Annotated in this window: 19 protein-coding genes and 1 pseudogene; 9 read left to right on the top strand and 11 right to left on the bottom strand. The window is 67.5% G+C overall.

Annotated elements, in window-relative coordinates; all coding sequences use genetic code 11:
* Positions 1 to 39: 39 nt before the first annotated feature.
* Positions 40 to 915 (top strand): alpha/beta hydrolase, encoded by an 876-nt coding sequence (locus BN973_RS05880; protein ID WP_139830170.1) that lies wholly within the window; start codon positions 40 to 42, stop codon positions 913 to 915.
* A gap of 20 nt (positions 916 to 935) precedes the next feature.
* Positions 936 to 3089 (top strand): acyltransferase family protein, encoded by a 2154-nt coding sequence (locus BN973_RS05875; RefSeq protein ID WP_036466557.1) that lies wholly within the window; start codon positions 936 to 938, stop codon positions 3087 to 3089.
* A gap of 273 nt (positions 3090 to 3362) precedes the next feature.
* On the opposite strand, the gene BN973_RS05870 is transcribed toward BN973_RS05875, so the two are convergent.
* Together BN973_RS05870 and BN973_RS05865 are read right to left on the bottom strand one after the other, a co-directional pair.
* Entirely contained in the window at positions 3363 to 4058 is a 696-nt protein-coding gene (locus tag BN973_RS05870; protein WP_036472085.1) for an Rv0518 family GDSL lipase, read from the bottom strand.
* A gap of 219 nt (positions 4059 to 4277) precedes the next feature.
* Positions 4278 to 5534, bottom strand: a complete 1257-nt coding sequence (locus tag BN973_RS05865; RefSeq protein WP_036472084.1) for an acyltransferase family protein — start codon at positions 5532 to 5534, stop codon at positions 4278 to 4280.
* Positions 5535 to 5847: 313 nt separating this feature from the next.
* Here BN973_RS05865 and BN973_RS05860 point away from each other — a divergent pair, with 313 nt between their 5' ends.
* Entirely contained in the window at positions 5848 to 6279 is a 432-nt protein-coding gene (locus BN973_RS05860) for an STAS domain-containing protein (protein ID WP_036466554.1), read from the top strand.
* On the opposite strand, the gene BN973_RS05855 is transcribed toward BN973_RS05860, so the two are convergent.
* From BN973_RS05855 to BN973_RS05825, 7 genes are all read right to left on the bottom strand, one after another.
* Positions 6263 to 6520, bottom strand: a complete 258-nt coding sequence (locus tag BN973_RS05855) for a hypothetical protein (protein ID WP_407067564.1) — start codon at positions 6518 to 6520, stop codon at positions 6263 to 6265. The two genes, BN973_RS05860 and BN973_RS05855, sit on opposite strands and share 17 nt — an antisense overlap.
* Positions 6520 to 7071, bottom strand: a complete 552-nt coding sequence (locus tag BN973_RS05850; protein WP_036466552.1) for a hypothetical protein — start codon at positions 7069 to 7071, stop codon at positions 6520 to 6522. Before BN973_RS05850 ends, BN973_RS05855 begins: the two co-directional genes overlap by 1 nt.
* A gap of 40 nt (positions 7072 to 7111) precedes the next feature.
* Positions 7112 to 8092 (bottom strand): porphobilinogen synthase, encoded by a 981-nt coding sequence (gene hemB, locus BN973_RS05845; RefSeq protein WP_084163313.1) that lies wholly within the window; start codon positions 8090 to 8092, stop codon positions 7112 to 7114.
* 83 nt (positions 8093 to 8175) lie between these two features.
* Positions 8176 to 9846 (bottom strand): bifunctional uroporphyrinogen-III C-methyltransferase/uroporphyrinogen-III synthase, encoded by a 1671-nt coding sequence (locus BN973_RS05840; RefSeq protein WP_036466550.1) that lies wholly within the window; start codon positions 9844 to 9846, stop codon positions 8176 to 8178.
* Positions 9847 to 9883: 37 nt separating this feature from the next.
* Positions 9884 to 10828, bottom strand: coding sequence for a hydroxymethylbilane synthase (gene hemC / locus BN973_RS05835; protein ID WP_036472082.1), 945 nt, complete (start codon positions 10826 to 10828; stop codon positions 9884 to 9886).
* 14 nt (positions 10829 to 10842) lie between these two features.
* Entirely contained in the window at positions 10843 to 12210 is a 1368-nt protein-coding gene (locus BN973_RS05830; protein WP_036466549.1) for a glutamyl-tRNA reductase, read from the bottom strand.
* Positions 12211 to 12332: 122 nt separating this feature from the next.
* Positions 12333 to 12593 carry a glutaredoxin family protein gene (locus tag BN973_RS05825; RefSeq protein WP_036466548.1) on the bottom strand — a complete coding sequence of 87 codons (261 nt, stop codon included), beginning with the start codon at positions 12591 to 12593 and terminating at the stop codon, positions 12333 to 12335.
* 69 nt (positions 12594 to 12662) lie between these two features.
* Between BN973_RS05825 and BN973_RS05820 the strand changes: the two genes are divergently transcribed.
* The 6 genes and pseudogenes from BN973_RS05820 (at position 12663) to BN973_RS05795 (ending at position 16459) form a co-directional block, all read left to right on the top strand.
* Complete coding sequence (locus BN973_RS05820; RefSeq protein ID WP_036466547.1) at positions 12663 to 12974, top strand: WXG100 family type VII secretion target; 312 nt, start codon at positions 12663 to 12665, stop codon at positions 12972 to 12974.
* Entirely contained in the window at positions 12967 to 13257 is a 291-nt protein-coding gene (locus BN973_RS05815) for a WXG100 family type VII secretion target (protein ID WP_036466546.1), read from the top strand. Before BN973_RS05820 ends, BN973_RS05815 begins: the two co-directional genes overlap by 8 nt.
* Before the next feature lie 4 nt (positions 13258 to 13261).
* Positions 13262 to 13579 (top strand): annotated as a pseudogene (locus BN973_RS05810) (hypothetical protein); the annotation flags it as partial.
* Positions 13580 to 14021: 442 nt separating this feature from the next.
* Positions 14022 to 14939, top strand: coding sequence for an HAD family hydrolase (locus tag BN973_RS05805; protein WP_036466544.1), 918 nt, complete (start codon positions 14022 to 14024; stop codon positions 14937 to 14939).
* A 46-nt stretch (positions 14940 to 14985) separates the two neighbouring features.
* A complete protein-coding gene (locus tag BN973_RS05800; protein ID WP_036466542.1) occupies positions 14986 to 15519 on the top strand; it encodes an FAS1-like dehydratase domain-containing protein in 534 nt (177 codons plus the stop codon).
* 10 nt (positions 15520 to 15529) lie between these two features.
* Positions 15530 to 16459, top strand: a complete 930-nt coding sequence (locus BN973_RS05795) for a cyclopropane mycolic acid synthase family methyltransferase (RefSeq protein ID WP_036466541.1) — start codon at positions 15530 to 15532, stop codon at positions 16457 to 16459.
* An 81-nt stretch (positions 16460 to 16540) separates the two neighbouring features.
* Here the strand turns inward: BN973_RS05795 and BN973_RS05790 are convergent, their stop codons facing one another.
* Positions 16541 to 17620 carry a lysophospholipid acyltransferase family protein gene (locus BN973_RS05790; protein WP_036466540.1) on the bottom strand — a complete coding sequence of 360 codons (1080 nt, stop codon included), beginning with the start codon at positions 17618 to 17620 and terminating at the stop codon, positions 16541 to 16543.
* Positions 17602 to 18675, bottom strand: a complete 1074-nt coding sequence (locus BN973_RS05785) for an SDR family oxidoreductase (protein WP_139830179.1) — start codon at positions 18673 to 18675, stop codon at positions 17602 to 17604. The genes BN973_RS05790 and BN973_RS05785 overlap by 19 nt, the downstream gene beginning before the upstream one ends.
* Between the last annotated feature and the right edge of the window lie 38 nt (positions 18676 to 18713).

Raw genomic sequence — 18713 nt, 5'->3', positions numbered from 1 at the left:
TCCACGACAGGGTCGGAAAAGCCCAGTGGGCGCGGCATTATGACGCTCGTGCCTGATCTGAACCGCCGCGCGGTGCTGCGAATGGGCGCCAGTGCCAGCGTTGCGGCCGCGGGCGCGTGGGCTTTGAGCGCCTGGCTGGATCCGCTCGAACCGCAAGCGGCGCCGCTGCCCGCCCCGTTCGAACCGTCGACCGCGAGCAGCAACCTGCCCACCAAGCTGACGGGTTCGTTCATCTCCAAGGCGCGCGGCGGCGTCAAGACCAACTGGGTGATCGCCCTGCCGCCCGGACAGACCTCGCAGAGCGGGCTGCTGCGCCCGGTGATCGCGCTGCACGGCAAGGACGGCGACGCGAACATGATGCTGGATTGTGGCGTGCCGGACGCCCTGGCGCGGTTGGTCAAGGAGGGCAAGCCGCCGATCGCCGTCGTGGGCGTCGACGGCGGATCCGATTCCTATTGGCACAAACGGGTCGACGGCAGCGACTCCGGGGCGATGGTTCTCGATGAGCTGTTGCCGATGCTGGGCACGATGGGTCTGGATACCTCCCGGGTGGGCTTCATGGGCTGGTCCATGGGCGGGTACGGGGCGCTGCGCCTGGGCGCCAAGCTGGGGCCGGCGCGGACCGCGGGGATCTGCGCCATCAGCCCGGCGCTGTACACCTCGTACGCCGATTGCGCGCCCAAAGCGTTTGACAGCGAAGAGGACTGGAGGACGAACAGCGTGATGGGGCTGCCGGCGTTGTCGCAGATCCCGCTGCGGGTGGACTGCGGGACATTCGACCGTTTCTATCCGGCGACACGCCAATTCGTTAGCCAGCTCAGCACGCCGCCGGCGGTAAGCTTCACGGTCGGCGGACACGACATCACCTGGTGGCGTTTGCAATTACCCGGCGAGCTTTCCTGGCTGGCGACCTAGCGAGGCATCCCGAAAGAGGCATGGCAGTCCGGCAGGAAACCGCGTACAGCCCGCCCTCACCAGCGGGCGATAGCCCCACCCGACAAATTCAGCGACGCGGATTCCGCCCCGACATCGAGGGCCTGCGGGCCGTGGCGGTAATCGCCGTCGTGCTCTACCACGCGGGCATCCCCGGGACCGCCGGCGGCTTCATCGGCGTGGACGTCTTCTTCGTCATCTCCGGCTTCCTGATCACCGGCCTGCTGTGGCGCGAGGTCAGCACCACGAAAAGCGTTGCGCTGGGCCGTTTTTACGGAGCCCGGGCCCGTCGGCTGTTGCCGGCCGCGGCCACGGTCGCCGTCGTCACCGCCGTCGCGGCGGCCGCGGTGCTGCCGCCGTTGCAGGCCCGAAGCGTGTTCCTCGACGGCATCGCCAGCGCGCTGTATGTCGGCAACTACCGGTTCGCCCAGCAAGGCACCGACTACCTCAACGCGCAGGCGCCCTCGCCGTTTCAACACTACTGGTCCCTCGGCGTCGAGGAGCAGTTCTACCTGGTGTGGCCGGTGTTGATCATCGGTACCGCGTGGATTGTGGGACGCATCCGGCGCGACGGGGTGGCCCGGGCGCGGCCGTACGCGGTGGTGCTGGCGTTGGTCGCCGCGGCCTCGCTGACCGCGGCCGTGCTGTGGACGCGCAGCTCGCCGCCGTGGGCGTTCTTCTCGTTGCCCACCCGCGCCTGGGAGCTGGCCGTGGGCGGGCTGGTCGCGCTGTCGATCGCGCACTGGCGTCGGCTGCCGCTGCTGCCCGCGGCGATCGCCGGGTGGGGCGGCCTGGCGCTGATCGGACTCACCTGCACGCAGCTGGGCCCCGCCACGCCCTACCCCGGCACGGCGGCGCTGCTGCCGGTGCTGGGCACCGCGCTGGTGATCGGCGGCGGCTGCGTCACCCGCAGCCTGGGGGTCGGCCGGCTGCTGTGCCGGCCGGCGATGCGCGCGATCGGGCGGGTGTCGTACTCGTGGTACCTCTGGCATTGGCCGGTGCTGTTGCTGATGCCGCGACTGCTGGGCGAAGCCGGCCTGCCCGCCCGACTGGCCGCGACGGCCGTCTCGGCCGGGCTCGCGGTGATCACGTTCCATCTGGTGGAGAATCCCGGCCGCTTCGCCGCTGCCCTGCGCCGGTCGGCCAAGGCCAGCCTGGTGGCGGCCGGGATCGCCAGTGTCGCCACCGCATCCGCGTGCGTGCTGTTGCTGACGGTGATACCGGTTCCGGTCGGCCACGGTCCGGCCGCGGCGAAGGCCACCATCATGGCGCTGCCCGCCGCCGCTCCGCAGCAGACGGCCGTCGAGGCGGCCCTGGCGCAGGTGCGTGACGCGGTCGCGGCGGCGGCGGGCCTGCGGGCCGTGCCGTCCAACCTGGACCCGCCGCTGGCCCAGGCGCCGGCCGACAAGGCCGCCGTCTTCGTCAACGGCTGCGTGCGATCCTGGCGCGACATCGGGCAAAGCGAGTGCGCGGCCGGCGACGTCGGCTCTGCGACAACGGTCGCGCTGATCGGCGACTCGCACGCGGCGATGTGGAACCCGGCCTTCCAGCAGGTTGCCGAGCAGCGGCACTGGCGGCTGGAGACGATGGCGAAGGTGACCTGCCCGATTCAGGACCTGCCCATCGACAGCCCGTATCTGGGCCGCGAGTACACCGAATGCGAACAGTGGCGTACCCAGGTCCTGGCCCGGGTGGCGGCCGAACACCCGCGGCTGGTGGTGCTGGACATGAGCCGGCGCTACGGCGGTGACTTCGGCTTCGTGTCCTACGACCCGGCGTGGATCGAGACGCTGGGGCGCACCGTCGCACAACTGCGTCGCACCGGCGCGACGGTCCTGGTCCTCGGCCCCGCGCCGGATCCGCAATCGCCGGTGCCCACCTGCCTATCCGGGCATCTGGACGACGCCACCGCCTGCGCGCCAAGCCGTTCGGTCGCGGTCAACGACGTGGGTATCTCCGCCGAGCGGGCCGCGACCACCGGCAACGGCGGTCACTACGCCGACATCACCGACCTGTTCTGCACCTCCGAACGCTGCCCGATGATCGTCGGTAACACCCTGGTGTTCCGCGACGACAACCACGTCACAACCGAATATGCACAGTTGTTGGCACCGGTGCTGGGCGCACTGGCAGACGGAGCCATAACGGACGGATGACGTTGCGATGACTTTCTTTGCGAATGAACCCCGCCACGAAACCGAACGTGTTACGAATGTAAGGGTTTTGGAGGTTTGAAATGTCCCCGCTGTTGTTGGTCTGCATCGCGGCTGCTACGCCAGTCGTCGGAATTGGCGTGATGCAGCTGCAAGCTCGCCTGGAGCAGTGGGACTACGAGCGGCACGCAGAAGACTGATCGCCCACGATTGGCGTGTAAAGCCTTGCGCGGCTGGCACTTTGACGCGAAGCCAGCCGTACGTCTGAGTGCTTCGCTACCTGAATAGCTGCGTGCGAATCAGCGGTGCAATCTTGTCGGCCATGTACCGATGCCCGGCGTCGTTGGGGTGCACGCCATCTGGGCCGATCAGGTCTGGCCTGTCGACGAACCAGTGGGCGCCGATCGGGTCTACGAACGCCGCCCCCGCGGCGCGGGCCTCGGAGTTGAGTATGTCGCGGATCTGCAAGATGTCCGGTGGCACATCGGCGGTCGGCCAGGGTGGCCCGATCACCAGGAATCTGGCCGTCGGTGCCAGGATGCGCGCGACCTGGAAGGTGTCGCGTGCCCGGCCGGCCAGCAGGCCGGGGTCGCTGCCCTGGTCGTTGCGGGAGCCGAAAAACACCACCAGCACGTCGTCGGCTTTGACCGACCTGACGGTCAGATCCTCGAAGATGCTGCCGTGGTCGCCGGGCACGGCATAGCCCGCTCTGCCCTCGGCCGCCACATCGGCGTCGATCTGCAGACCTCGCTTGGTGAGCGTCTGCCAGGTCAGGGCGGTCCATGCGTTCGGCCCCAGGCCACCCTCGTCGGTGCCGGTCGTATACGAGTCGCCGACCACCGCGATGTGGGTCAGCCGGCCATCCAGCGTCAACACCTCGTAGGGCCGCGCCCGTGCCGGGTGTGCCACGGCTTCGAAGAGCAGGCCGACCAGCAGGGCGAGGTTGACGACCAACGCGGCCAGACGACTCACTCCTACCTCCACCTCCCCCCGGGCACGGCATGGCCTTTCAGTGCACCGACCACCGGAAATCGTACGAATAACCGACGCGAACCGGTCGTCAACGCGCTGTTGCGCATGTGTGATCCAGGACCGAGTCGATCAGCATGCCCCAAACTACCAGGGCGGCGCTACTACCATCGTCGAACCCACGTCTGAGAGGTCATGGGGCACAGCATGATTCGCAGGTACTCAGGAAGCTGTGCGCTCGGTGACGGGTTCCAGGCCGCCGTCGATCTGGTGCACCTTGGCCGCGGTGGACTCGACGGTGGACTCGGTGGGCTGAGCGGCGGGACGGACGTCGACCATCCTGCGCATCCAGCGTCGGGCGGGCTCCTCCACGACGTGATACAGCAGGCTGGACAGCGCCAGGGCGATCGCGAAAAGGCCCAGCACGTTCCACTTCCAGGGCGAATCGGGCTCCCACGGCGTGAGGCGGAATTGCTCGACCGCCCATCCCCAGGACGTGTGCACCAGCTCATGCACCATGTACAGGCAGAACGAGATCTGCCCGCCGTAGACCATCACCCGGGTAGACAGCAGCCTGGGCAGGCTGCCCAGGCCGACCGCCAGCGTGATCACCAGCGGGACGAACAGCACGTCGACCACGCCGCCGCTGTCGTTTTCCACGACCCCGCTGATCGGATGGGCGTCAAACCAATACAGGACACCCACCACGGCGACCAGCAGCAGCAGCGAAATGTATCCGGCCATGTGGCGACCACGGTCGGTCAGCCGCAGCCGGCGCACGGCGGCGCACGCCAGCGCCCCCGCGGCGAACTGCGTCACGATCCGCGGCAGCCAGCTCCACGGCGTGTAGAAGTGTCCGCTGGCCAACAACATCACCACCGGCGGGAGCGAGGCCGTGACGGCCAGCCACATCAGGGTGCGCGCCCGGGTGGCCAGCTTCATCCGGAAGATCACCAGGGCGAGCACACCGAACAGCAGGTAGGCCAGCCACTCGGCGCTGATCGACCAGGCCGGCCCGTCCCAGCTGGTGCCGTCGAAGAACGGCTCGAACCACAACTGCACGAGCAGCACCTGGCGTATGTAGCCGACCGCGGTGAGGTCGTTGGCCTCGGGCAGTGGCACGTGGCCGACGTGCAGCGAACCGATGACCAGCAGCGCGGCCAGGTGCATCGTGACCAGATAAACCGGCCACACCCGGGCCAGCCGCAGCCACAGGAAATGCAGCGTCTCGCGCGTCGACCAGGACCGGCCCATCCGGTCGAGGTAGTTCCAGGTCAGCACGAACCCGCTGAGGATGAAGAACAGGTCGACGCCTTGCGCGCCGCAGTTGAGCACCGGCGCCAGGGTCTCGCGGAAATCGGGCGAGATGTCGCTCAGCATCGGCCGAAAATGAAACAGCACCACCCACACCGCGGCGACGATCCGGAGTCCCGTCAGGGCCTTGATCTCGCCCTTGATCTCTCCCTTGTTCTCTCGGATGCGCACGATGCTCTTTCGTCCTGGACGTGGTAGTTTCGTTCGCCTTCTCACCCGGCTGACCGGGCATTTCGCCCTATCCCAAGCCCCCCGACTCGCAACCGGTAGCCAGAGCAGCCTAACAGCGCGGCCGCCCGGATCGTGTGACGGCGACGGTGCGCCCCCGCGCGTATACCTCCGCACGCACCGGGCCGTCGGCTTTTTAGCAAACAGTTAGACGTAACTGTCGGTCTCCTTAAGTTTGGCGGGCAACGTTGTAGCTAGCTTCGGTCGGCGGCGTGTCGGCCTGCGCAACAGCACGGGGATTGGGGCGTTCATGACGATCGCGATGACCACTCGACAGGGCGGCCTCGACTGTGGTGGCGCCCAGGTTCGCGCACACTGCCGCCACCTCGCCACGGTGGTGACGATCCGGGGTGAGATCGACGCCGTCAACGTCGACCGGGTCAGCGACTGCCTGCGCCGTTTCATCGTCGGGGACAATCCGCTGGTGCTCGACATCAGCGCCGTGAGCCACTTCGCCGGTGCCGGCTTCTCGCTTCTCTACACGTTCGACGAGGACTGCCGCCGGGCCGGGATGGAGTGGACACTGGTCGCCGGCGCCGACGTGATCGAGCAGCTGGTCGCCGGTGACGGCGATGCCGTGTTTCCGACTGCGCACTCGGTGCCCGAGGCGTTCTGCGACCTGGCCGACGCCGTCGTCTACCGCCGCCGGCTGGCCCTGCCGCTGATCAGGAAGACGGCGTAACGCCGCGGCGGACGCGCCACAGCCTCGCGAACCCGAGGACCGCCAGCACGCCGGCGATCATCGCCAGCAGCATGGCCAGCAGCAGCCACTGAGGGTTGTACACCAAAGCCGTGGTCGACGGCTGCCCGTCCATGACCGGCGCGACATTGACGATGTGCCGCGCGTGCAACCAGCTCACCGCGACACCCACCAGTGCCAGGCAGGCCACCACAAGTTCGGCCAGCGCTCGATAGCGGGCCATCACAGCTCGGATCCGGGATCGTCGTTGTGATCGAGGTCGGCGGCATCGGACCGGGCCGGCTCCACCCGTTCCTGAACCAGCGGCGTCAACGCATCCCGAAGATGACGATGGCGTTTCGCCCAGGCCTGCGCGGTGCGGCCCTCGGTGAGCTTGAGCCCGATCCCCGTCCGACCGCGCGGCACCCCGACCAGCTCGCCGAGCGCGCGCGCCTCCTGCCACTTCGCCAGCGCCCGGCCGGATTTCACCGGATTCTCCGGTTCGGGAAACACTTTGACGATCTCGCGCACCAGGATGGTCTCGGTGCCCTGGCGCAGGGCGTCCTGGGTCAATTCGACGGAGACGTGGATCCGCGCGGCCTTCACCTGCAGCGCCACGAACGCCGACACCATCACCAGAAAGATCGCCGGGACCCACAACGAAATCGCTGCGCCACTCCATATTTCGATCAGGATCATCGACGCCGCCGCGGCCGGACCGCTCAACACCCACAGCCAGCTGGCGCCGGACTCGTAGAACAACGGCTTGGGGTCGCCATTTCTCGCTGTGGTCATCGGAGCCTCATCCCCTGATTGTCTACCGCCGATGCGGCCGCTAGGAAAGCCAACCCGCCGCCTCCGCGGCAAAATAGGTCAGCACGATATCGGCACCGGCGCGGCGAACGCTGATCAACGATTCGAGCGCGGCGGCGCGCCTGTCGATCCAATTGTTCGCTGCCGCAGCGCAAATCATCGCGTACTCTCCCGACACCTGATAGGCGGCCACCGGCACCGGCGAAACCTCCGCGGCGGCGGCCACCACGTCGAGGTAGCTCATCGCGGGCTTGACCATGATGATGTCGGCGCCCTCGTCGATGTCCAATTCGATCTCGCGCACCGCTTCTCGGGCGTTGCCGGGTTCTTGTTGGTAGGTGCGACGGTCGCCGGACAGGCTGGAGCTCACCGCTTCCCGGAACGGTCCGTAGAACGCCGAAGCGAACTTCGCGGCGTAGGCCAAGATCACCACATCGGTGTAGCCCGCGGCGTCCAGGCCGTCACGAATCGCGCCCACCTGCCCGTCCATCATCCCGCTCGGACCCACCACATGTGCGCCTGACTCTGCTTGCGCCACAGCCAATTTCACGTATCGCCGCAGAGTGGTGTCATTGTCGACCCGACCGCGGGCGTCGAGAACGCCGCAGTGACCGTGGTCGGTGAACTCGTCCAGGCAGGTGTCGGCCATCAACACCGTCGCGTCACCGAGATCCTTGGCCAGGTCGCGAAGGGCGACATTGAGGATGCCGTCGGGGTCAGTACCGGCCGAGCCGGTCGCATCCTTGTCCTCGTCAAGCGGCACACCGAACAGCATCAGCCCGCCCACTCCGGCTGCCACCGCATCGGCGGCCGCGCGGCGCAGCGACTCGCGGGTGTGCTGCACGACGTCGGGCATGGACGGGATCGGCAGCGGTTCGTCGATCCCGTCGGCGACGAACATCGGCAGCACCAAATGCCTTGGCTCCAACGATGTTTGCGCCACCAGGCGACGCAACGCCGGGGTGGAACGGAGCCGACGCGGGCGCTGCCGCGGGTAGGCCATCACGGGCTCCCGTGGCGACCCGGGGGCACCTCCCGCTTGCGGGGGACTGCGCCCGGCTGCGCCGCGCTTGCGATCGCCACGAGCTAGCGCCTGCGGCTCTTCTTACGCGGCGGCGGCAGCGCACCCTCGGCGCGCAACCGCGCGGCGTGTTCGGCCAGCGCGTCGACCAGCGGGCCGACGGCAGCGGTTTCGGGCTGCACATCCACCCGCAGGCCAAACTCGGCGGCGGTCTCGGCCGTCTTGGGACCGATGCAGGCAATGATGGTGCGCGCGTGGGGTTTACCGGCGATGCCGACCAGGTTGCGCACCGTCGAGCTGGAGGTGAAGCACACCGCGTCGAAGCCGCCCGTCTTGATCATCTCGCGGGTGGCAGCCGGCGGCGGTGCCGCCCGAACCGTCCGGTACGCGGTGACATCCTCGATCTCCCAACCACGTTCGCGCAGGCCCTCGGCCAGCGTCTCGGTGGCGATGTCGGCACGCGGCAGCAACACCCGGTTGACCGGATCGAAAATGCTGTCATACTCCGGAAAGTCGTCCAGCAGCCCCAGCGAGGACTGCTCCCCGGCCGGCACCAGCTCGGGACTGATCCCGAAGGCCCGGACCCGGTCGGCCGTCGACTCACCGACGCAGGCGATCTTCACACCGGAGAAGGCGCGGGCGTCCAGCCCGAACTCCCCGAACTTCTCCCACACCGCGCGCACCGCGTTGGTGGAGGTGAACACCACCCACTGGAACCGGCCGTCGACCAATCCCTTGACGGCCCGCTCCATCTGGGCGGGGCTGCGCGGGGGCTCGACCGCGATGGTCGGCACCTCGACCGGCAGCGCGCCGTAGGACGTCAGCCGCTCGCTCATCTCGCCGGCCTGGTCCTTGGTGCGCGGCACCAACACGGTCCAGCCGTACAGCGCCCGGCTCTCCCACCAGTTCAGCTTCGACCGGCTGTGCACCGTCTTGCCGATGGTGACCACCAGCGGTCCGGTCAGCGGGCCAGCGGGGTCGCCGGCGCCGGCCACGACGGCCGCATCGGTCAACCCGTGCAGCGTGGTTTCGATCGAACGCTGCTGACAGGTGGTGCCCTGGGCGGTGACCACGCACGGCGTGGTGTCGGCCAGTTCGTGCTCGATCAGCGCGCGGGCCGCGTCGGCCAGATGCGTCGGGGTGGCCTGCAGGATCAGCGGCCCGGGGGCCGCCGCCAAGGCTTCCCAATCCACCTGCGGGTCGCGCACGTCGGCCACCGTGTGCGAGGAGCCCAGCGGCAGACCCGCGTAGGTCGGCACCGCGCTCGTCGACGACAGCCCCGGCACGATCTCCACGGGCAGGTGGGTGCGCGCGACGGCGTTCACCTCGCTGATCACCGCGTCGAGCGTCAGCGGGTCACCGGAAACCAGTCGCACCACGTCGACACCCGTGCGGGCCTCCGCGGTCAGTGTCTTGGCGACCTCGGCGGGCTCACCCAGCGCCGGACGGATGTCGGCTCCACCGGACAGCACCGTGGCCGCCGCCGGAGGCGAATCCGCGTCGGGTGATCCGTCGGTCGTCGCGGGCGCCGGTTCGGCGGGCGCCGGGCCCGAAACGGGCGGCAGGTCCTTGCCGATCAGCGCCAGCACCGGTTCGGGTACGTCGGGATCGGTGAACACCAGGGCCGCATTGGCCAGCACGGTGGCCGCCCGCGTGGTCAACAATCCCGGATCACCCGGGCCGGAACCCACGAACGTGATGCGGCCCGGTCTCGGCTTGCGCCCTCGCGTCGTCATTGTCGCTCCCAAGTCATCCCTTTTTGAGGTCATTCAGTTACTCGTGCGCGGGGTCTCGCCGCGCTTGCCCAATCAGCTCTTGCGCACCCAGCTCCAGCAGCTCCGCGGCCACCGAGAGCCCCAGTTCCCGGGCCCGCCCGGGAGCGCCGATGCCGGACGCGCGGATCACGTCGGATCCGTCGAGCGCCGCCACGCAACCGCGCAGCGACAGCTCGTCGAAGACCCGGCCGTCCTCATCAATGGACTCGACCACCTCGGCGATCGCTCCCACCGGTGCGGAGCAACCCGCCTCCAGTTCGGCCAACAGGGCTCGCTCGGCGGTGACCGCCGCGCGCGTGTCGGAGTCGTCCAACTCCGCCAGCACCGCCGCCAGCCGGCTGTCGTCGGCGCGGCACTCGACGGCGAGCGCGCCCTGAGCCGGTGCTGGCAACATTTGCACCGGCTCTAGCGTCTCGGTGACATCAGCGAGCCGGCCCAGGCGAGCCAGTCCGGCCCGGGCCACCACGATGGCGTCTAGATCACCACTACTTACCCTGTTCAACCTGGTATCTAGGTTGCCTCGTAGGGGGCGGATTTCCAAACCGAGACCCAATGCTCTAAGCTGTGCGGCCCGCCGCGGGGATGACGTGCCGACCAGCGAACCTGCCGGCAACTCTCCGAGCACCAGCCCGTCGCGCGCCACCAGCGCGTCGCGCGGGTCATTCCGTGCCGGTATGGCGGCGATGTTGAACCTCGGGTCGTCGGCGGTCGGCAAATCCTTGTGCGAGTGCACGGCGGCGTCGACGCGGCCGTCCTGGATGGCCTCGCGCAGCGCGGTGGTGAAGGCGCCGACACCCAACGTTTCGATGGGCGCCGACGACCGGTCGCCTGCTGTGCTGATGATCACCAACTCCGCGGGGTGACCGTTGGCAATGAGAGCGTCTCTGACGACGGAGGCCTGGGTGGTGGCCAGCAGACTGCCCCGCGTGCCGATGCGGATCACGTGCGCCAATCGGGTTACTCGGTGGATTGCTGCGTGCCGGCGTCGAATCCCGTTGGCACCACTGGCAATTCACCTGCAGCCACGGCGTCGACGGCGGTCTGGTCGAGTTCGAAAAGCTCGCGCAGGGCTTCGGCGTAGCTGTCACCGCCAGGGGCGCTGGCGAGTTGCTTGATCCGCACCGTGGGCGCGTGCAGCAGCTTGTCCACCACCCGCCGGACCGTGCGGGCGACCTCTTCGCGCTGGGCGCTCTCGAGTCCGGGGAGCCGGTTTTCCAGCCGCAGCAGCTCGGCTTCGACGACGTCGGCGGCGCGCTGGCGCAACGCGGTCACGGTCGGGGTCACCTCGGCCATCCGCTGTCCGGCCAGGTAGGCGGCGACCTCAGCGGCCACGATGTGGCGCGCGGCGTCGACGTCGCCGGCGGCGGCGTGAGCCGCGGGTTCGTGCTGGATGCGGTCCACGTCGATGACCCAGACGCCGGGAAGTCCGGCCACGGCGGGATCGACGTCGCGCGGCATGCCCAGGTCGCAGATCAGCAGCGGGTTGCCCGCTTCGTCGCGCTGCGCGGCGGCCAGCGCGTGGTGGACATCGGCCAGCGAGACCACGGGGCTCACCGCCCCCGTGCAGCTGACCACCACGTCGACGTCGGCCAGTGCGTCGGGGAGCCGGTCCAACGTCATCGCCTGGGCGCGCACGCCCGATTCGCGGATCTTGCGGACCAGTCGTTGCCCGCGGGCCAGCGACCGGTTGAGCACCACGATGCGGTCGATGCCGGCCCGGATCAGGTGGGCCGACGACAGCGCGCCCATCGCGCCGGCGCCGACGACGACGGCGGTTTTTCCCGACAGTCCGTCCACCTTGCGTCCGGCCATGCCCAGCGCGACCGAAACGACCGAGGCGCCGGCGGCGTCGATGGCCGTTTCGGAGTGCACCCGCTTGCCGACCGACAGCGCGCGTTGGGCCAGCTCGTGCAGCACCCGCCCGACCGTGCGATTCGCCTCGGCGGCGGCGTAGGCCCGGCGCACCTGCCCGAGCACCTGCTGTTCGCCGATGACCGCTGAGTCCAGGCCGCTGGCAACGGCAAAAAGGTGCTCGACGGCGGCCTCGCTGTAGCGCACGTAGGCGTACTGGGTGAGGTCGCCCATCGTCATTCCGGAGTATTCCGACAGCACCTGCCCGATTACGGCCAAACCGCCGTGGAACGCGTCGACCACCGCGTAGACCTCGACCCGGTTGCATGTCGACAGCACCATGGCCTCGGTGACCAGCGGCGACTGCAAAACCCGGTCGACGATCTTGTTGCGGTCGGATTCGTCGAGGCTGAGTTGTTCCAGAACGGAGACCGGCGCACTACGGTGCGAAACCCCGAAGAGCAAGATGCTCACGGCAGCATCACCTGGCCAGCTCCCTCGCTACTCCAGTAACTGAACTGCTGTCTACGGTAAACGTTTATTCGGTGGGCTACCAAATAATGAGTCCGCTCCCACCGGGCTCGGTGCCCGGGGCGTTATCGAGCGAGGTCGGCGCGCAGCCGCGGCTCGTCGATCTCCCAGTAACTGTGCTCGCGGCCATCCAGCAAAATCACGGGCAGCCGGTCGCCGAACTCGGCCCGCAGCCCGGGGTCGCCGGCCGCTGCGGCGGCGTCGACGTCGGTGGCCGCCAGCTCGAAATCCAGCTCTCCGGCCAGTTCCGCCAGCCGGGCGTAGGCCCGCGCGCATATGGTGCATCCGGCGCGGGTCAGCAGCTCCACCTTGGGGCGCTCAGTCATGGCACCAGTGTGCCTGTGTGCACTCACGGGTGAATTGTGGGCGGCTCCGGCACTTACTAGGTTGCGGCTATGGCTGCAGGCAACGAGCTGCACGTCGATCCGCAGCTGATGGACGGTTTTGCCCAGTCGCTGCTGGGTGCCGCCGAAAACCTGCGCAGTCAGCTGGCCGAACTGGACGGTCAGGTCGGCGAGATGCTGGGCGGCTGGCAGGGCGGGTCGGGAAGCGCCTACGCCGCCGCGTGGGAGCTGTGGCAACGCGGGGCGCGCGAGGTCGAGACCGGATTGTCGCTCCTGGCCAGGGCGGTGGCCCAGGCCGCTAAGGGCTATCAGCACAACGAGGCCGTTTCGGCGCAGCTGGTTCGGGGGGTGCACCGTGGCTGAGGCCTTTCGGGTCGACCCGCAGGCGTTGGCAGACTCGGTGCAGCGGATGGCCGAGTTTCAGCGGCATGCCGAAAGCATGCTCGCCGAAATCGATTCGCTGGTAAGCAATCTGCATTTGGCGTGGACGGGCGAAGGCGCGGCCTCCCACGCACAGGCCCACCAACACTGGGCCCGCGGCGAGGCGATGATGCGCGAGGCGCTGGCCCAGTTGAAGGCGGCCGGCGCGACCGCGCACGGCAATTACACCGGCGCCATGGCCAAGAATCTGAGCATGTGGTCGTGAGGTAATGACGCCGCTCGTGGTCGACCCCACGGCCCTCGATAGCGTGGGCAACCAGGTCGTCACCGCGGGCGAGGGTTTGGGCTCGGTGATCTCGACGTTGACAGCGGCGCTGTCGGGATGCGCGGGTATCGCCGGCGACGATCCCGTCGGCGTGGCGCTCGGCCACAGCTACGACGGTTCGGCGCCCAAACTCGTCGAGGCGATGGCGGCGACGCGAAATGGGTTGTGCTGCTTGGGCGATGGCGTGCGAATGTCGGCGCACAACTACTCGCTGGCCGAAGCGCAGTCCAACATCTCCGGCCAGGGCGACCCGCTTCCGGCCCGCGGATGCTGGAAAATACGTCATTATGAGAATCGGAGATAGTTGTTTGCTCGGACCTCCGTCTTACAACGCAGTTCGTCAAGCGGGCCGATCGCGGTCTCGACCCGCGTATTAGCCTGCCGATCCGCAAGCCATTAACTTCCTAGAAAGAGACAGTCCGACCTTAAAAGAAGGCGCTATGCACTCGAAGGCGATTCGAACGCTTACGGATTCGCCTTGCCGAGGACCAACCGAGGATGAAAGTCCTCGCGATTCTTTAGGAACTGACCGCGGCATTGCTGGACGGCATGCCGAAACCATCACCCCCAAGTCGCACTCTGGCGAGAGTGGGCCAACTCCACCGATCCCCGAGGCGTAAACCTGCCTCTGACATCTGCCGGATAGGGTTGATAGCGGCCGCAGCACGGCCATCGGGCGGCCCGGCGATCAAGGAGGTGTGACGATGACTTCCGCTGAGTCGAGTGGGTCGGACAGCACCGACCCCGCCGTCCGCGTCGACTTGGAATCCGTCGCCGCCAATGCCAGCGCCGCGCGCGCGCTCGAGGGCTTGCAGGAGTCCACGGCGGCAGAGGGGGGCCCGCAACCGCCGATCGACCTGACCGCCGCCGCATTCTTCGATGTGGACAACACGTTGGTGCAAGGGTCCTCGGCAGTACATTTCGGACGCGGACTGGCCGCGCGCAACTACTTCACCTATCGCGATGTCGTCGGATTCATCTACGCGCAGGCCAAGTTTCAATTGCTCGGCAAGGAGAACAGCAACGACGTCGCCGCCGGCCGGCGCAAAGCGCTGACCTTCATCGAGGGCCGCTCGGTCGAGGAGTTGGTCGCTCTCGGCGAGGACGTCTACGACGAGATCATCGCCGACAAGATCTGGGCAGGCACCCGCGAGCTCACCCAGATGCATCTGGACGCCGGCCAGCAAGTCTGGCTGATCACGGCCACGCCGTACGAACTCGCCGCGACCATCGCGCGTCGGCTCGGCCTGACCGGCGCGCTCGGCACCGTCGCGGAGTCGGTCGACGGCGTGTTCACCGGCCGGTTAGTCGGCGACATCCTGCACGGTCCGGGCAAGGCACACGCCGTGCGGTCCCTGGCGATCCGCGAGGGCCTCAACCTCAAACGGTGCACGGCGTACTCGGACAGCTATAACGACGTACCGATGTTGTCGCTGGTGGGCACGGCGGTCGCGATCAACCCCGACGCTCGGCTGCGCGCCCTGGCCCGCGAACGGGGATGGGAAATCCGCGACTTCCGGACCGCTCGGAAGGCGGCTCGGATCGGGGTGCCATCGGCGCTGGCACTCGGCGCGGCGGGCGGTGCGCTGGCGGCGTTGGCGTCCCGGCGTCAATCACGCTGATAGGCTGCGCCGCTGAGCAACGACTAAGTGGGGAGCGTGCACAGCCATGAACACTCCAGAGGGGGCTACGCACCTTCCAGAGGGCACCCAGGGCCTGATCGGCAGCCATTACCGGGCACCGGATCACTTCGAGGTCGGACGGGAGAAGATCCGCGAATTCGCGCTCGCGGTGCAAGACGACCACCCGACGCACTTCAGCGAAGCTGACGCCGCCGAAGCCGGGTATCCGGCGGTGGTGGCACCGCTGACCTTCCTGGCGATTGCGGGCCGGCGCGTGCAGCTGGACATCTTCACCAAGTTCAGCATCCCGATCAACATCGCCCGAGTGCTGCATCGCGACCAGAAGTTCACCTTTCACCGCCCGATCCTGGCCCACGACAAACTGCACTTCGACACGTATCTGGACTCGGTCATCGAGTCGCACGGCACCGTCATCGCCGAGATCCGCAGCGAAGTGACAGACGTCGACGGGAACCCGGTCGTCACCAGCGTCGTCACGATGCTCGGTGAGGCCTCACACCCAGACGCGCGCGCTGAAGAAACCGTCGCCGCGATTGCATCAATATCTGCACAAAAGTAGGGTCGATTCGATGACGCCCCAGGGGGAAACGGGTAGCACCCAACAGCTAAAACCACCGGTCGAAGCGGTCCGATCCCATTACGACAAGTCGAACGAGTTCTTCAAGCTCTGGCTTGACCCGTCGATGACCTACAGCTGCGGCTACTTCGACGAGAACCCGGACCCGCAGAACCTGACCAAGACGCTCGAAGAGGCCCAATACGCCAAGCGCAAGCTCGCCCTGGACAAACTGAACCTCGAGCCCGGCATGACGCTGCTCGACATCGGAAGCGGCTGGGGCTCGACGATGCGGCACGCGGTGGCCGAGTACGACGTCAACGTCATCGGCTTGACGCTTAGCGAGAACCAGCACGCCCACTGCGTGGCGGAGTTCGACAAGATGGACAGCCCCCGCCGCAAGGAGGTGCGGATTCAGGGCTGGGAGGAATTCCCCGACGAACCCATCGACCGCATCGTGTCGCTGGGCGCGTTCGAGCACTTCGCCGACGGCGCCGGTGACGCCGGGTACGAGCGCTACGCCACCTTCTTCAAGAAGTACTACGACCTGCTGCCCGACGACGGCCGCATGCTGCTGCACTCGATCGTGGTGCCCAGCCGCGAAGAGGGCAACGCGATGGGCTTGAAGGTGAACATGACCCTGCTGCGGTTCATCAGCTTCATCTTGAAGGAGATCTACCCGGGCGGAAAGTTGCCGCAGGTCGATCTGGTCGACAAGTACTCCACGGATGCGGGCTTCAAGATCGAGCGACACCACTTCATCGGCAAGAACTACGTGCCGACGCTGACCGCCTGGGGAGACGCCCTCGAAGCCCACAAGGAAGAGGCGATCGCCCTGAAGGGGCAGGACACCTACGACATCTACCTGAAGTACCTGCGGGGCTGCTCGGACCTGTTCCGCGACGGCTACACCAACGTTTGCCAGTTCACGATGGTCAAGTAATTCTTTCCGCGGACGTAACGCCACGCCGAAGTTCGGCCGATTTTTGCACCGTGGCGTTACGCTCGCGGCAGAAGGCTAAGGCTATCCGAGAAAGACGTTGCGGCGCCCGGCCAGTAGCCGGTACAGCGTCTGCTGGATCGTCTCGCGCACCTGGTCGGTCAACTCGAAGGTGACCATCGGGTCCTCGGCGTCGGACGCGGCGTAGTCGTTGGTGTAGATCGGCTCGCCGAACGCGATGCGCCACTTCGACGGCAGCGGCAACAGGCCCGCCGGCCCGGCCAACGGGAACAGCGGGGTGACCGGGAAGTAGGGCAGGCCGAACAGCCGCGCCAGCAGCTTCACGTCGGTCAGCATCGGGTAGATCTCCTCGGACCCGATGATCGAGCACGGGATGATCGGCGCCTTGGTGCGCAGCGCCGCCGTCACGAAGCCACCGCGGCCGAACCGCTGCAACCGATAGCGGTCCTCGAAGCGCTTGCCCAGCCCCTTATAGCCCTCCGGGAACACCGCGGTGAGCTCGCCGGCGGCCAGCAGCCGGTGCGCGTCCGTCGTGCAGGCCATGGTGTGACCCGCCTTACGGGCGGTCTCACCGACCAGGGGTAGGTCGAACACCATGTCGGCGGCCAGCAGCCGCATGTCCCGTTGCGCCGGATGCTCGTCGTGCACCGCCACCGACAGCATCAGTCCGTCGAACGGCAACACCCCGGCGTGGTTGGCCACCAACAGCGCGGGGCCTTCGCTCGGCAGGTTCTCGATTCCGCTGACCTCGCAGCGGAACCAGGACTTGAAGAAGAATCTCAGCAAAGGCCGAACGATCGCGTTGTTGAAGTGCGGATCGAACCCGAACTCGTCGACGGTGTAGTCACCCGTCATCCGCTGCCGGAAAAATCCGGCGACCGCGGCGACCTGTTGAGCGAACTCGTTGAGCGGAGCCTCCGTTGCCGAAGCCCCACCCCCGACGCGGCGGTGGTCGTCGATTTCGGAGACCACCGCGGCGAGCTGTTCGGCCGACGCGTGGCCGTGCGGATCGGGCAGCAAGGACGGATGCTGACGCGACGCTTCGGCTCTCCGGCGAGCTGCTACCCGACCCCGATTGCTATGCAGGGGAATAACATTCGCTCTGGTTTCACCCGCCACGATATCTACCTGACCCCAGTCCATGGAATTGGATTTCGGCTACCCCAGCGCTGCGCTAAGGCTATGGCGCGACCTTCCAAGGAGCGTACCCGATGCGGGTCGATTATGGGAGTCAGGCCACGACCACGAACGTAGTCGTCAAAGGCCTCCGCGGTGGACCATTTCGGGTGGTAGCCGAGCTCGGAGCGCATCCGGGTGGTGTCCATGACCCGGCCATAACTGAGATAATTGAATTGTTCGCGATTGATCTCGGTATAACGGTTAGCTCGTCTCAGCGAATCGAGTGCCCACACTCCGAAACCGGGTACCGGCAACGGAATCCGGCCCGCGCGCCGGATCGCTTGCGACAGCATCACGATGCCGTCGGCGCCGATGTTGAAGGTGCCGGCCTTGCCGGCCATCGCCGCGCGCTCGAGCGCTCCCAACGCATCCTGCTCGTGCAGCAACTGCAATCGCGCGTCGCGGCCGAACATCGTCGGGACCACCGGCCCAGCCAGATACCGCGACAGCGTGGTGTCCATCGCCGGGCCAATCATGTTGGCCAGCCGCAGAATCGTCACCGCGATATCGGGCCGGCGCCGGCCCAATCCGCGGACGTATCCCTCGATATCGAGGCTGTCCTTGGCGAAACCACCGCGCAGCGGACGACGGCTGCTGCTGTCCTCGGTGAACATCACCGGGTCGTGTGGGCTCGACCCGTACACCTCCGACGTCGACTTCAGCACGACGCGACGAACCGACGGCGCTTTCTGGCAGGCCGCGAAGAGCTGCATCGCGCCCATCACGTTCAATTCCTTCAGCGCCGCCGTGCCGCCGGAGCGCGGCGCGTACGACGCCGCCGCGGCATGCACCACCGTGTCGACGTCGCCGTTGCGAATCACCTTGGCTATGAAGGGATTACGAATGTCGGCGCGAACGAACTCGGCCCGCCCCATGCGGCGCAGCATGTCCTTGCTGGGGGCGATCGCGTCCACCGCGATGACGTTCTGAATCAGCGGGTTCTGCGCCAGCCGGGCAATCAGGTAGCCGCCGAGAAACCGGCACGCACCGGTAACCAGCACCACTTTGGGGTAGTGCATCGTGCTATCCGCGTTGTCGCCGGTTCCGGCGCCGCCCC

The sequence above is a fragment of the Mycobacterium triplex genome, assembly GCF_000689255.1.
Classification (GTDB): domain Bacteria; phylum Actinomycetota; class Actinomycetes; order Mycobacteriales; family Mycobacteriaceae; genus Mycobacterium; species Mycobacterium triplex.
This window is presented reverse-complemented; position numbering and strand designations above follow the sequence as displayed.